Here is a 13,392-nt window from a genome sequence, read left to right as displayed (position 1 = left end):
CCATTACTCTCCAAACGGGGCACGCTCGCCCTCTATAACACGGCGATGCAACTCCGGATCAACGTTACGACCGGATAGCACGACCACCAAAGGTCCTTGTATATCCGGAACTTTACGCGCGAGCAGTGCCGCAACGCCTGTCGCACCCGCTCCCTCAACAACCTCATGTTCTTGCTCGTAAGCATAGCGTATGCCCCCGGAGATCTCACTTTCACTGAGCAAGATGACATCATCAAGGAGCTCCCGACACATCGTGAACGTCAGCTTGTTGCTTAGGCCTATCCCTCCACAGAGGGCATCCGCTAGACTCTCGTACTCTTTGACCTGCACGGGATGACCAGCATCAAGGCTGGCCTTCATAGCCGCCCCCCGTTCCATGGTGAGTCCTATGATCCGCGCGCTTGGCCGCATGCCTTTCACGGCCGACGCGATCCCAGCCGACAGCCCTCCGCTCCCCAAAGGAACGAGCACAGTAGCAACGTTTGGCACTGCTTCCACGATCTCGAGACCGACCGTACCCTGCCCGGCTATGATGGCTGCATCGTCGGACGGATGCACCATCACGCGACCCTCTTCGGTGACTAGCCGATCTAGCTCGCTCTCCGCCTCGTCGTAAGAATTGCCGACAATGCGCACGTCCGCGCCCAAGCGTCTGATCTCGGAAACTTTGTTCTCCGGAACTAATCTAGACATACAGATTTTCGCGGATGAGCCGGCTGCTTTCGCGGCATGGGCAATAGCGCGACCGTGGTTGCCGGTCGATGCTGTAGCTACCCCCCGGCGTAGCTCCTGTTCTGTAAGCTGCGCTATGGCATTTGTCGCTCCGCGCAACTTGAAACTACCGGTTGTTTGGCGATGTTCTAGCTTGAGGAACACTTCGACACCGCAAAGAGAAGATAGTCCTTTTGAGTGAACAGTCGGCGTTTTGATAACGTAGTCGCGGATGCGCCGATGTGCCTCAAGCGCTTCGGCGAGTGCGGTCGTCAAGTCCACTGCGGTTGCTTGATCGCCGCCCCGTGTTGAACGAGTTGTCTCCACTTTAACTTCCTTGGATACTCGATTTGAGTCTCCGATGGGCGGTCATTTTACGTTCAACAATATGCCGCTCCCCACAGTGTCCTTTTACGCGTTGTAATATGCGAACGCTCGGCTTTCATGCACAAAACCGATGAATTGCGCCGAAAACGGGCAGGTGTCTCGAGTTGGGATGCGGCGGCTCCCTTCTGCATAGGTCATGTCATGCTCCGGTCCGAAGTGAAGCTGGACTAAGACGCTGCGTGCCTGGCATCCCAACCGCGCCTACCCTGCGGAATAGCGTGCCGGATGAAGCCCGCTCTAACCGACTCGTTATGGTATGCGCTCTGGATGGCCTGCTCGAACCGCTCGCTCGAGGGCTCCGAAAAATGTGAACAGGGACCATGCTGTCAATCGAGGTTCGCCACCCGAATTGGACATGCAGATGGGCTTGGCCCCGATCAGGGTGCCATCTTTTCTTTCGCCACGCCAGGGTACGACGGTCATGTCTGTGCGGTTGAAGTGACATCTTGCCTGGCTTCTGTAGCGCGACGATTCGGCTGGGAAGCCGCTTCCCAGCCAGATTGTCGCGCTATAGGCAAGCTGAAGGAACTCCCATCGTGCGCTACGAGCGCAGCCGGCCGGGCGAGATGATCCGCCTGAACATCAAGAAGCTCGGCCGCTTTGCGCGCGCCGGCACCGGGTCACCGGTGACCGGCGGGTATTCCTGGATCGACCAGCGGATCAAGGACGATGCCTCGGTCGAGGCCGCGGTCGCGTTTTTTTGAGCAATGGCCCAGTGTTGGCCCGATGGCGGATGACGGCCATCATGGCGAAGGCAAGCATGACGAGTGAGGCATGGCGATGCCAGCCATGCCAGGAGCGGGTTTCGTTGTGATCAAGGCCGAGCTCGTCTGGTGGTTCGAAGCTGTCCTCGATGGCCCAGCGATGGCCTTCCACCGACACTAGCTTCTGCATGGAGGTGCCCTTGGGGCACCATGTGGAGAAGAACGCCAAGCTGCCGTCGGCACTGTTGCGGCGGATCAGAAGACCCCGCGTCCATTCCCCGGTAAGGGCGTCGTTGTATTCTCCAGCGTCAAGATCGGCCAGCTCAAGATAGGCCCAGTCGTGCCAGCGCGGACCTTTGGTCCCTTCGCCGGACGGCAGGCGGCGCCAGGCCCCCTTGGGAAGGCTCTGCGCGATCGCGGAGGCGGTGCCGGCGACAGGCTGCGGCTTGCCCCAGGAACGGAACACGTGATTGGAAGCAACACCGAGAACATAGCCTTTGCCCGCCTTGCGCAGCAGGATTTCGATCTCACCCGTGCCATACACGCTGTCCGCCGCCACGAACGAGAACGGCACCCTTGCGGCGATCGCGCGAGCGATCACTCGACGCGCCATCTTGGGCTTCGTCGCAAAGCCCACATCGCTCGGGACATGCGCTGCCTTCAGGCGAGCGGGGTCGTCCGTCCATTCCTTTGGCAGATAGAGCGGCCCGGTCGATGAAGGCATGGCCATGCCGCGACACATAGCAGGCGAACACTCCGATCTGGCAATTGGTGATCTTGCCCGCCGAGCCGGTGTACTGGCGTGCGACCCCGCACGAGGCCTTGCCCTGTTTCAAAAAGCCGGTCTCATCGATGACCAGAACCGCACCCTCATCGCCGAGCGTTTCCAGGGCGTACTCACGCACAATGTCGCGCAGCGCATCGGCGTCCCACTGCCCCCGGCCCAGGATCGCCTGCTGGCGCCACGGCCCTGGATCGCCGGCCGCTTCCGCCCGCATTCAACCGGTCTTGCGCGGCTCGTTGCCCAACAGTCCGTCGAGAAACCGCCCCGCCGAGGCCGCGACCCGCTCCTGCGTAAACAGCGGACGGATCCGTTGCTTGGCATCTCGCAACGACGAAGCCCACAGCGTCAGCGTATCCTCAACCGACGCACCACCAATCGTCAGATCCCGAATCATGATCGCCCATGGATTCAGAACCTTCAGAAAGATGCAACTGTAATGCTAGGACCGATCGACATTCATTGCATCCAGATCATTGCGGCTGCGAGATGGATGAAGCCGGTAAAGTTGTCGGTTCGCCTGTCATAACGGGTGGCCAAGCGTCGGAAGTGCTTGAGCTGGCAGAAGCAGCGCTCGATGCGGTTGCGCTGTTTGTAGGCGTCGGCGTCGTGCGGAATGATGATCCTGCGGGTGCGGTTTGACGGGATCACCGCCGTTGCGCCGATTTCCGCGATGATCGCACGCTGGGCGTTGCTGTCATAGGCTTTGTCGGCGAGCACGGCATCACCGCTCTGGCCGTCGAGCAGTGCGGGCGCCTGGGTGATGTCATTCACCTGCCCAGCCGTGACGATGAAGCGGAGCGGACGGCCGAGTGCATCGACCAGCATGTGGATCTTGGTGGTCAGTCCGCCTCGGGAACGCCCCAGCGCCTGATCTTTGGCCCCCCTTTTCCACTCGTCGCCTGCTGGTGGGCGCGAACAATGGTGCTGTCGATCATTAGATAGTGGTTGTCGCGATCGGCGGTCAGAGCCGCGAACACGCGCTCCCAGACGTCAGCATGGCACCAGCGGCTGAAGCGCTGATGCACCGTTTTCCACTTGCCGTACCGCTCCGGCAGGTCGCACCAGAGTGCGCCCGACCGCAAAACCCATAAGCATCCGTTGACGAACAGACGATTATCCGCAGCCGTACGTCCCGGGTCGCCAATCTTCCCCGGCAGCAGTGGCGCGATCCTCGCCCATTGCGCCTCGGTCAGCTCACATCGCTTCGCCGCCACCATCTGCTCCGTGTGTCGAATCACGGAACTCTATGAATCAGTCATCAAATCACCTGGGAATCCTGAATGTCGATCGGCCCTCGGTCCAACTCGACCCTACGCCCCGCGCACCAACGGCAAGGCGGAATGCTTCATCCAAACCAGCCTCAGAGAACGGGTCTTCGCCCACGCCGACGGCGCATCGGTCGAGCGCTATGGCGATATCGGCCTCTGGACCGTCGCCTACTACCTCAGCCGTCCGCACGCCGGCATCGGCAACCTCACACCCTCGCAACGGGCGAACAACCTTCTTGGAACGGACAACCTAAGCTAGATCACCATGGGATGGGTTCGCCCCAGAACCTCTGAAACTCGCCGCTGGTCTCGGTTGTTAGCTGGGCAATCCGGTCTTTGAGCCCACTTGCGCTTTCTTCAGCCGAGATGGAGGACGAGGACGTGCGTCCAAGTTCGCCGGTCATGTCTGTCCGTACAAATCCTGGATCTAGGATGCCGACCAACACGCCATCGGCCGCCCAGTCGCGCGCAAGTGCATGCATGATATTGTTAAGCGCCGCCTTCGATGACCGGTACGCATACCTCTCCCGGCTGCTTGCATAGCCGGCCCCGTAGTCCTTGGTGATCGAGCCGTAAACGCTGCTGATCGCGACGACCTTCTTCTCTGAACTATGCAAGATATTGTCGCGCAACGCCTGGGCGACAAGGATCGGCCCCAAGGCGTTGATGCGCATAGTCAGCATCCAGTTCTCGGCGTCGATGCAGTTGGCCGACTGAGGCTTCGGTGTCCCGTTGATCCCAGCATTGTTGATGAGGATGTCGATGGGTTGAACGCCAACCGCCTGCTTCAGTGCGGAGATCGAAGCCTGGTCAGCGACATCAAGCTGCATGATCTTCACGCGATCGCCGGAATTCCTCGCGAGGTTCTGTAGTTCTTGCGCATTCTGGGGATCGCGACAACACGCGATGACTTCGCTGCCCGCAGATGCGTATTGATGAACGAGTGCCAGACCTACGCCTCGGTTTGCACCCGTAATCAGAACTCTGGTCATCTTAGATGTCGCCTTTCGTCGAGCGCATTTTGCAACATGCGCACTGTAGAATTTTGCGCCTTCCGACTTTGCAGTGCGCAACGCGTCCGGTTGCCAGAGCTCGAGGCGGAAGAGCCAGATACCTTGACAAACCAGCATAGGCCCAGTTTGGCGCACGTTGCATGCGTCATCTGGACGAAGTGTGGGGAAAACCTGCGCGACCGATGCCGTCTTCGCACGGAAGCTTTGTGTTCTTCTAGCGCGGCGCCGAATTGGACATCAGCCGCAAACCGCGACAATGCTCGCGTCGAAAGCTTCATGTATAGACAGCCCCGCGGATGCAAGGGAATTCGTCAGCATTTTGGATAACGGTCGGGTGCGTTCATGTGTACGGCCCGTTCGTGCGACCGATGCCATGACCGCTTGCCCTGATGGAGATCGCGGATCGAGGCCTCATCAACGGGTCGCGCTTGTTGCGCTTAAAGCTCTTCGGGCTTGCTCGATCCCCAGCTCCGCCGGTTTTCCATCATGCTGTCATTCCCCCCCTTAAGGTAGCCAGGATACGCGGCAGCTCAAGCCGCGAGCTTAGGCCGCATGCAGTTGTTCTCTTTGTATAACCGGGTTGTCGACCGTAGCCCGACGCCATACTGCGCTTAAAGCGGACGCCAAGAAGATGTTCGACCAGGTCTACGAGGATATCAACGACCTCGACGAGTTGCGGCACGATCCTGTGATGGCGGTATTGGCGGCGCGCGGAACGGCTGATGATTAAAGGGACGCGAAATGGCGGGGACGATAACAGTCGATCCCGTAGTCACGATTCGACCGCAACAAGGCCTTGCATTTTTCGATCGCGCGCAGAAATTCCGCGAAACAATGCCTCACATTGAGGTATTTCGGCTGTGGTTGCCCGATATATTCGCGCAAGGGATGGAGTGAAGTCCACGCAGGGCGCCGATGTTGTGGCGGTGCCGCGGAGGGCGTGTGCGCGCAAATGATGCGGCAACACTCCGATTGGGGCAGAAGTCCGAATGGAGCACAAAAAGCGTGTCGCGCAGAATCGAAATCGATACAGGAACAAATGATTTGTTGGCGGAAATCCGAGACAGGGTCGCCATTCTCACGTTCAATCGGCCGCAAGCGCGAAACGCTTTTTCTCGTCCTGCGAAGGCGGCATTGGCGAAGTTGATCCCACACTTTGGTGACGATGCGCAGGTCGGCTCGGTTCTCATCACAGGCGCGGGAAATGCGTTCTGCGCGGGCGGCGATATGGGAGTCCTGAGCCAGCCAAGCGATGCGCCCGTAACCTTCGAAAAGGAAGTTACTGACCTCCGCGTCGAACAGCGAGCGCTGACCGGTGCGCTGGTCGCGCTTAGAAAGCCGACGGTTGCGGCCCTCTCCGGTCCGGCAGCCGGTGCGGGCCTTTCGATCGCGCTTGCCTGCGACATTCGGATTGCCTCACGTTCCGCGTTTCTAACCACCGCTTATGCGCGGATCGCTGCTTCCAGCGATTATGGCATGGCATGGCTGCTGACGCGACTGGTAGGCTTCTCCCGCGCGCGCGAACTTCTGTTGCTTTCCGAGCGCATCGATGCGCAGCGGGCCGAAGCGCTTGGCCTCGTTAATCGCGTGGTGCCGGACGCAGATCTGCGGGCGACTGCTTTCACGGTCGCTGCTTCACTCGCAGAGGGTCCTCCGATCGCCTTCCGACTGATCAAGGACACCTTGGATCACGCGATGCACTCCACATTCCTGGAGTCGTTGGACTGCGAGGCGGAAAACGTGACCAGGACGATTCGGACTCTCGATCACAAAGAAGGTGTGCGTGCGTTCGTGGCAAAGCGAAGGCCCGCGTTTAAGGGACATTGAAGCGTTGAGCTCGCCGGCGAACGCCCTGAACGAGATGGCGTTCTTCGGCGCGAGAGATTAGCTGGTGACGGGCAGCAGCGAAGCTCGCATTCCTGCGTCACCGTCTGTCTGAACCAGCCGTCAACCGACCAACGGAGATGGGAATGCTTGCACCGGGGCTTTTTAAGAATCACTGCATACTCGTGACCGGTGGCGGCACCGGGCTCGGCCGTGGCATGGCCGAGCGGCTGCTCGAGCTCGGCGCGGAAATCTGGATCTGCGGGCGACGGCGGAGTGTGCTCGACGAGGCCGGCCGCGAGATGACGGCGCGGTATGGCGGAACGGTGCGGACCGTGCCGGTCGACTTGCGCGATGCCAATGGCGTCGAGGCGATGGTCGAAAAGATTTGGGCGGAGGCGCCGCTCACCGGATTGATCAACAATGCCGCCGGCAACTTCATCAGCCGGACCGAAGACCTGTCGCCGCGCGGCTTCGATGCGATCGCCAATACGGTCTTTCATGGCACCTTCTATACGACGCTAGCAATCGGCAAGCGTTGGATCAGGGGCAAGATTCCCGGCAGCGTGGTCTCGATCGTCACGACTTGGCCGCGGACCGGCTCGCCCTTCGTGGTGCCGTCTGCGATGTCAAAAGCCGGCATCGATGCCATGACCAAATCGCTGGCAATCGAATGGGGGCACTATGGCATCCGCCTGAACGCCGTTGCGCCGGGAGTTTTCCCGACCGAGGGCGCGACCTCCGCGTTGCGCCCCGCCGACAATCCTCATGGTTACTATAAGAGTGTCAATCCCACTGGGCGGATCGGCGAGTTGCCGGAACTTACCAACCTCGTGGGCTTTCTTTTGGCCGATGGCTGCGCCTGGCTTAGCGGCGAGACGATCGCGATCGATGGCGGCCATCATCTCGCCGATGGCGCCTACTTCACGGACTACATGGACTGGACCGACGCGCAGTGGAGTGAGGCGCGCGATCGCATCAAGGCACAGACCGCGAAGGATAAGCAATTGCGCACAGTCTCGGCCGACCAGCCGAAACCGAATACGAATAATGCGGGCAGGGCCAGAGACTGAATTGGTATGACTTCTCTCTTGAGTGAATCGCCGCGCGGGGCGTATCTCGCGCACCTGAAGCAAGGCCGTTTGGCCTTCCAGGTATCGGCTGCCGACAGCTCGCCGGTGTTCTTTCCCCGCGTGATCGCGCCAAGCTCGGGAAATCCGGATCTCGATTGGCAGGTGTCCGAGGGACGCGGCACCGTATATGCGACGACGACGGTGCATCGCCGCGGTGAGGCGCCGCTGAATGTCGCGCTGATCGAGCTTGACGAAGGGTTCCGGCTGTTGAGCCGGGTCGAGCAGATCGATTCGGCTTCGGTGCGGATCGGGCTGCGCGTGCAGGTCCAGATTGAGCAGGGGGAAGGCGAGCAGGAGCCATTTCCGGTGTTCGTCCCCCTCGACGGCGCAGCACAGGAGGCAACGCGATGAGTGGACTGCGCCGGGCCGCAGCGACCGTCGTCGGCATCGCGGAATCCGACCTTGGCCAAGTCGCACCGCATACCACGCCCATCGATCTGATGGCGCAGGCGACGCTGCGGGCGCTCGACGATTGCGGGCTAACGCTGCGCGATATTGACGGCGTTTTCTCGGCGACGGCACAGGCGCGTTTCGCGCCGATGCTTCTTGCCGAATATCTCGGCATCCAGCCGAAATATATCGACGGTACCCAGATCGGCGGCTCGTCGTTCATGTCGCATGTCGCGCATGCGATGGCCGCGATCGAGCTCGGCATTTGCAAGGTGGCGCTGATCGCCTATGGCAGCACACAGCGCTCGGTGTCGCGGGCCGCTGCATCGCCGCCCGACTACAACCCTTATGAGGCGCCCTATCGTCCGATGATGCCGGCCAGCGCCTATGCGCTTGCGGCTTCGCGCCACATGTCCGAGTTCGGCACAACGCGCGAGCATTTGGCTGAGGTTGCGGTCGCCGCGCGCGCTTGGGCCCTAAGGAATCCGACGGCTTGGGAAAAGAAGCCGCTCTCGATCGCGGAGGTGCTCGCGGCGCGCATGGTATCCAATCCGCTCACCGTCCGCGATTGCTGCTTGGTGCTCGACGGCGGTGGGGCGATGATCCTGACGTCTCCGGAACGGTCGCGTGATCTGCGCAAGCCTCCGATCCATGTGCTCGGCGTTGGCGAGGCCATAGGTCATGGCTCGATCTCGAATATGCCCAATCTGACGACAACGGCCGCTGCCCAGTCCGGTCCGCGGGCCTTCGCAATGGCGGGCCTGAGACCGGCTGATATCGATGTGCTGTCGCTCTACGACGCCTTCACTATCACGCCGATCCTATTTCTCGAAGATCTCGGCTTCTGCAACAAGGGCGAGGGTGGGCCTTTCGTCGCCAACGGTGCCATCGCGCCCGGCGGGCGGCTCGCAGTCAATACTAATGGTGGTGGTCTCTCTTACTGCCATCCCGGCATGTATGGTCTGCTCGGCATGATCGAATGCGTCCGCCAGCTTCGCAGCGAGGCGGGCGAACGCCAAGTTGCCGGCGCGACCATCGCGCTTGCCCACGGCAATGGCGGCGTGCTGTCCAGCCAGTGTACCGCCATCTTCGGGACCGCGTCGGCGCTGTGACCGTTGATTCAAAGGAGCGAAACATGAATATGTTGGGTGGGAAGGTGGCCATCGTTACGGGCGCTGGCCGCGGCATCGGCCGTGACATCGCGCTGGCAATGGCAGCCGAAGGCGCGCGCATCATTGTCAACGATCTCGGAACAGGACTCCAGGGCGACGGTGAGGATGCCGCACCCGCGCAGCAGGTGGTCGAGGAAATCCGTGCCGCAGGCGGAGAGGCTGCGGCGAGCACGCTCAGCGTCTCGAACTGGGATTCGGCGCATGCCATTATCGAGACAGCAGTCTCGACGTTCGGAGGGATCGACGTGCTCGTCAGCAATGCCGGCATCGTGCGCGACCGCATTTTTCACAACATGTCCCAGGACGACTGGCGGGCGGTGATCGATGTTCACCTGAACGGCTCGTTCTACATGAGCCGCGCAGCGGCGCCATACTTCAAGGCGCAGGGCAACGGACGCTTCATCTTTATGACCTCGGCCTCTGGCCTCATCGGAAATTTTGGCCAGGCCAACTACGCTGCCGCCAAGCTGGCGCTGGCGGGCCTTTCGAAATCGCTAGCCCTCGATATGGTGCGCTATGGCGTGACCTCGAATGCGATCTGTCCGTTTGCTTGGAGCCGCATGATCGGCTCGATCCCAGTCGAAACTCCCGAAGAGCAGGTGCGGGTCGAGAAGATTAAGCGTATGGAAACCAAGAAGATCGCTCCGTTGGCCGTCTATCTAGCGAGCCATGCGGCGCAAGAGGTCAGCGGCCAGATTTTCGGCATTCGCGCCAACGAGGTGTTCTTGTTCAGCCAGAACAGGCCGCTGCGGTCGGTGCATCGCGCGGAGGGCTGGACGCCGCGGAGCATAGCGGAGCACGCGATTCCCGCGCTCAAGGGACATTTTTATCCGCTCGATCGTTCGGCGGATATCTTCAACTGGGACCCGATTTGAACTTCGCATGCAAGAGCGAGCCGTCCACCAGCGACCCAAGATCCAAGGAATGCCCTTGTCCGTCACCCGACGCTGATTTGGTATGGGCACGGCCAGCCTGATGCTCGGAGCAGTCGCTGCTCTCCGGACACAAAGCGGGTGCCGCAGACGGGCCGATCAAGATCGGCGTCATCAATTCGATGAGCGGGGGTTTGTCGGTCTGCTTGCATAATCACTGCCGTCACGCACCCCGCGATGGGGTCGATCCCGAATTCATTCGTCTGATGCATTAAATGACATTCAAACTCGAACGTCCTGTGCTAGCACTCTAGAGAGCGGGGAGAACCGCTCTGGACCAGCGGGCGCGGGCGGCTTGTGCGTACCGTACACCAGCGACGCTTACGACGGGTTCGGCGAGCAACGGCCATTTTAATGTGTCGCAAAAGGGCAATCGAACGCCGAATTTAGGCGTCAGTGCGCGGCTCATTGCATTCAAAGAGTATTGAAGCATCGATACAGTCACGGCTGCGCAAACGCCGTGATTGTCAATGCGCCTTGCACAGGCGGTGACAGACCGGCCCGTCACTTCTCCTTGTTACGAAAGAGCCAAGAAGATTGCGACGCGGCCGCGGCGGGGCAACAGTGCGGCCAAGTTGAGAGCAGAGGGAGCATCCCGTGGATTTCATGATGTCTGCTAAGCAGAAGGAATGGCTGGATCGTGTGCGGTCGTTCATGACCAAGCATGTCCGGCCTGCCGTGCCCATCTACCAGCAGCAGGACGCCGAGGGCGATCGGTGGAAATTGATTCCGGTGCTGGAAGACCTCAAAAAGAAGGCGCGCGGCGAAGGCTTGTGGAACATGTTCCTGCCGCCATCCTCGCATGAGGACGATGAATTCCGCGGCGCAGGATTGACCAACCTGGAATATGCGCCGCTTGCGGAAGAAATGGGCCGCATCAGTTGGGCCTCACAAGTATTCAACTGCTCCGCGCCCGACACCGGCAACGTGGAAGTCTTGATCCAGTACGGCACCAAAGAGCAGAAGCGACAGTGGCTGAAGCCCTTGATGAATGGCGAGATCCGCTCCGCCTTCCTGATGACGGAGCCGGCGGTTGCCTCGTCTGACGCTACCAACATCGAAACCCGCATCGAGCGTGACGGCGATCAGTATGTGCTCAACGGCCGCAAGTGGTGGTCGACCGGTGTCGGCGACCCCCGTTGCAAGATCGCAATTGTGATGGGCAAGACCGATCCGAAGGCGGCTCGTCACCAGCAGCAGTCTCAGATCCTGGTGCCGCTAGATACGCCCGGCATAAAGATCGAGCGGATGCTGCCGGTGTTCGGTTATGATGATGCGCCGCACGGGCACGGCCAGGTGCTCTTGGAGAACGTTCGCGTGCCCGTACGCAACCTCTTGCTCGGCGGAGGCCGGGGCTTTGAGATCGCGCAGGGCCGGCTCGGCCCGGGCCGCATCCATCACTGCATGCGCACCATTGGCAAGGCCGAGGAGGCGCTGCAGAAGATGGTGAACCGGCTCAACTCTCGTGTCGCCTTCGGCAAGAAGATCATCGAGCATTCGATCTGGGAGCAGCGCATTGCGGAGGCCCGCATCGATATCGAGATGAACCGCCTGCTCTGCCTTAAGGCTGCCGACATGATGGACAAGGTCGGCAACAAGACCGCCCAGCTCGAAATCGCCATGATCAAGGTCGCAGCACCGCGGATGGCGCTGAAGATTATCGACCAGGCTATCCAGGCATTCGGGGGTGCCGGTGTCTCCGACGAAGCAGGTTTGGCGCGCGACTACGCCTCCATGCGCTCCATGCGTCTGGCGGATGGCCCCGACGAGGTTCACTGCCGTACAATTTCTAGACTTGAACTTGGGAAGTATGCAGACCTTCCAAAGAAGTAAAATGAGAGGACTGGTTCGGGCTCTCCCGAGAGCATGATCCCGGAAGAGCGAATACCGGTAAGGATCGTGCTCCGAGAATAAGAGAGCGTCACCGTGGCTGACGGCGTTAGGAAGGACGAGGAGTTATCGGGCACGAGGCCCGTCGAGGAGCGGCATCGCTTCAATGAGGCGAACCTCGATGTTTGGATACGCGAGCATGTCGAGGGCTATGCCGGCCCCTTGACGGTGGTCCAGTTCAAGGGCGGCCAGTCCAATCCGACTTATCGGCTCGATACGCCTGGACGCTCTTACGTGATGCGACGAAAGCCGTTCGGCAAATTGTTGCCGTCGGCGCATGCGGTAGATCGTGAGTTCCGCGTCATCGCCGCGCTCGAGAGGCAGGGTTTTCCGGTCGCGCATGCCTATGCGCTCTGCACCGACGATGCCGTCGTTGGCGCGGCCTTCTACATCATGTCGATGGAGGGCGGCCGCGTGTTCTGGGACCCCACTCTGCCGGCGCAGCAGCCGGAAGCACGGCGCCAGATCTTCACGAGCACGATCAAGATGCTCGCAAAGCTGCATATGTATCATCCCGAAAAAATCGGGCTTTCTTACTTCGGCAAGCCAGGCAACTATTTCGCACGCTAGGTTGATCGCTGGACCAGGCAGTATCGCGCCTCCGAAACGGAATACATTCCGGAAGTTGAGAAGCTGATCGAGTGGCTGCCGAAGAGGCTGCCTGAACAGAAGCGCGTCTCGATCGTCCACGGCGGCTACCGGCTCGACAACATGATCTTCCACCCGACCGAGCCGCGGGTGATCGCGGTACTCGACTGGGAACTGTCAACGCTCGGCGATCCCATGGCCGATTTCACCTATCTGTTGATGCAGTGGATCAAACCGGGGCTGGAGGGGGCCGATCTGAAGGCGCTCAATATCCCGAGCATGGATGAGGCCGCGCAGATCTACTGCAATTGGACCGGCACCGCGCTGCCGGACCTGAACTGGTACTTTTCCTATAATCTCTTCCGGCTAGCCGGCATCACCCAGGGCACTGCCGGACGTATCCGCGACGGCACCGCGGCCAATGCAAAGGCGTTCGAATCCGCCAAACGTACCGAGCCGCTCGCGAAAGCCTCATGGGCATATGCGCAGAAAGCGGGGGCGGTGTAGCGAAAGTGGGGCGGGTCAGTGCATGCGTGACCCGCTGCCGCTCGGTTTGACGCATCGCTGTTGGCGCTACGGGTTGCCCGATTTCGGAG

Annotated in this window: 9 protein-coding genes and 4 pseudogenes; 9 read left to right on the top strand and 4 right to left on the bottom strand. The window is 60.6% G+C overall.

The window, feature by feature from the left end:
• Nucleotides 1-3: 3 nt before the first annotated feature.
• Nucleotides 4-987 (bottom strand): hydroxyectoine utilization dehydratase EutB, encoded by a 984-nt coding sequence (gene eutB, locus ACE10Z_RS35565; RefSeq protein ID WP_375784907.1) that lies wholly within the window; start codon nt 985-987, stop codon nt 4-6.
• Nucleotides 988-1,628: 641 nt separating this feature from the next.
• On the opposite strand from eutB, the pseudogene ACE10Z_RS35560 reads away from it, so the two are divergent.
• A pseudogene (locus ACE10Z_RS35560) lies at nt 1,629-1,735 on the top strand (IS481 family transposase); the annotation flags it as partial.
• Between the two features lie 23 nt (nt 1,736-1,758).
• Here ACE10Z_RS35560 and ACE10Z_RS35555 read toward each other — a convergent pair.
• Together ACE10Z_RS35555 and ACE10Z_RS35550 are read right to left on the bottom strand one after the other, a co-directional pair.
• Nucleotides 1,759-2,980: pseudogene (locus ACE10Z_RS35555) on the bottom strand (IS701 family transposase).
• Nucleotides 2,981-3,042: 62 nt separating this feature from the next.
• A pseudogene (locus ACE10Z_RS35550) lies at nt 3,043-3,803 on the bottom strand (IS5 family transposase).
• 7 nt (nt 3,804-3,810) lie between these two features.
• Between ACE10Z_RS35550 and ACE10Z_RS35545 the strand changes: the two are divergent.
• The gene (locus tag ACE10Z_RS35545; protein WP_375784906.1) at nt 3,811-4,113 is read left to right on the top strand and encodes an integrase core domain-containing protein; all 303 of its coding nucleotides are present in this window, start codon (nt 3,811-3,813) and stop codon (nt 4,111-4,113) included.
• Between the two features lies 1 nt (nt 4,114).
• Here ACE10Z_RS35545 and ACE10Z_RS35540 read toward each other — a convergent pair whose 3' ends face one another.
• Nucleotides 4,115-4,846, bottom strand: a complete 732-nt coding sequence (locus ACE10Z_RS35540; RefSeq protein ID WP_375784905.1) for an SDR family oxidoreductase — start codon at nt 4,844-4,846, stop codon at nt 4,115-4,117.
• 1,026 nt (nt 4,847-5,872) lie between these two features.
• Between ACE10Z_RS35540 and ACE10Z_RS35535 the strand changes: the two genes are divergently transcribed.
• The 7 genes and pseudogenes from ACE10Z_RS35535 (at nt 5,873) to ACE10Z_RS35505 (ending at nt 13,303) form a co-directional block, all read left to right on the top strand.
• Nucleotides 5,873-6,694 (top strand): enoyl-CoA hydratase, encoded by an 822-nt coding sequence (locus tag ACE10Z_RS35535; protein WP_375784904.1) that lies wholly within the window; start codon nt 5,873-5,875, stop codon nt 6,692-6,694.
• Between the two features lie 143 nt (nt 6,695-6,837).
• Complete coding sequence (locus ACE10Z_RS35530; RefSeq protein ID WP_375784903.1) at nt 6,838-7,764, top strand: SDR family oxidoreductase; 927 nt, start codon at nt 6,838-6,840, stop codon at nt 7,762-7,764.
• An 18-nt stretch (nt 7,765-7,782) separates the two neighbouring features.
• Nucleotides 7,783-8,175, top strand: a complete 393-nt coding sequence (locus ACE10Z_RS35525; RefSeq protein ID WP_375784902.1) for a Zn-ribbon domain-containing OB-fold protein — start codon at nt 7,783-7,785, stop codon at nt 8,173-8,175.
• Nucleotides 8,172-9,326 carry a thiolase gene (locus ACE10Z_RS35520; protein WP_375784901.1) on the top strand — a complete coding sequence of 385 codons (1,155 nt, stop codon included), beginning with the start codon at nt 8,172-8,174 and terminating at the stop codon, nt 9,324-9,326. Before ACE10Z_RS35525 ends, ACE10Z_RS35520 begins: the two co-directional genes overlap by 4 nt.
• 23 nt (nt 9,327-9,349) lie before the next feature.
• Nucleotides 9,350-10,261, top strand: a complete 912-nt coding sequence (locus tag ACE10Z_RS35515; protein ID WP_375784900.1) for an SDR family NAD(P)-dependent oxidoreductase — start codon at nt 9,350-9,352, stop codon at nt 10,259-10,261.
• Between the two features lie 654 nt (nt 10,262-10,915).
• Nucleotides 10,916-12,151, top strand: coding sequence for an acyl-CoA dehydrogenase family protein (locus tag ACE10Z_RS35510; RefSeq protein WP_375784899.1), 1,236 nt, complete (start codon nt 10,916-10,918; stop codon nt 12,149-12,151).
• A 93-nt stretch (nt 12,152-12,244) separates the two neighbouring features.
• Nucleotides 12,245-13,303 (top strand): annotated as a pseudogene (locus ACE10Z_RS35505) (phosphotransferase family protein).
• Nucleotides 13,304-13,392: the final 89 nt, after the last annotated feature.

It is taken from the genome of Bradyrhizobium sp. Pha-3 (assembly GCF_042258615.1).
Lineage (GTDB): Bacteria > Pseudomonadota > Alphaproteobacteria > Rhizobiales > Xanthobacteraceae > Bradyrhizobium.
This window is presented reverse-complemented; position numbering and strand designations above follow the sequence as displayed.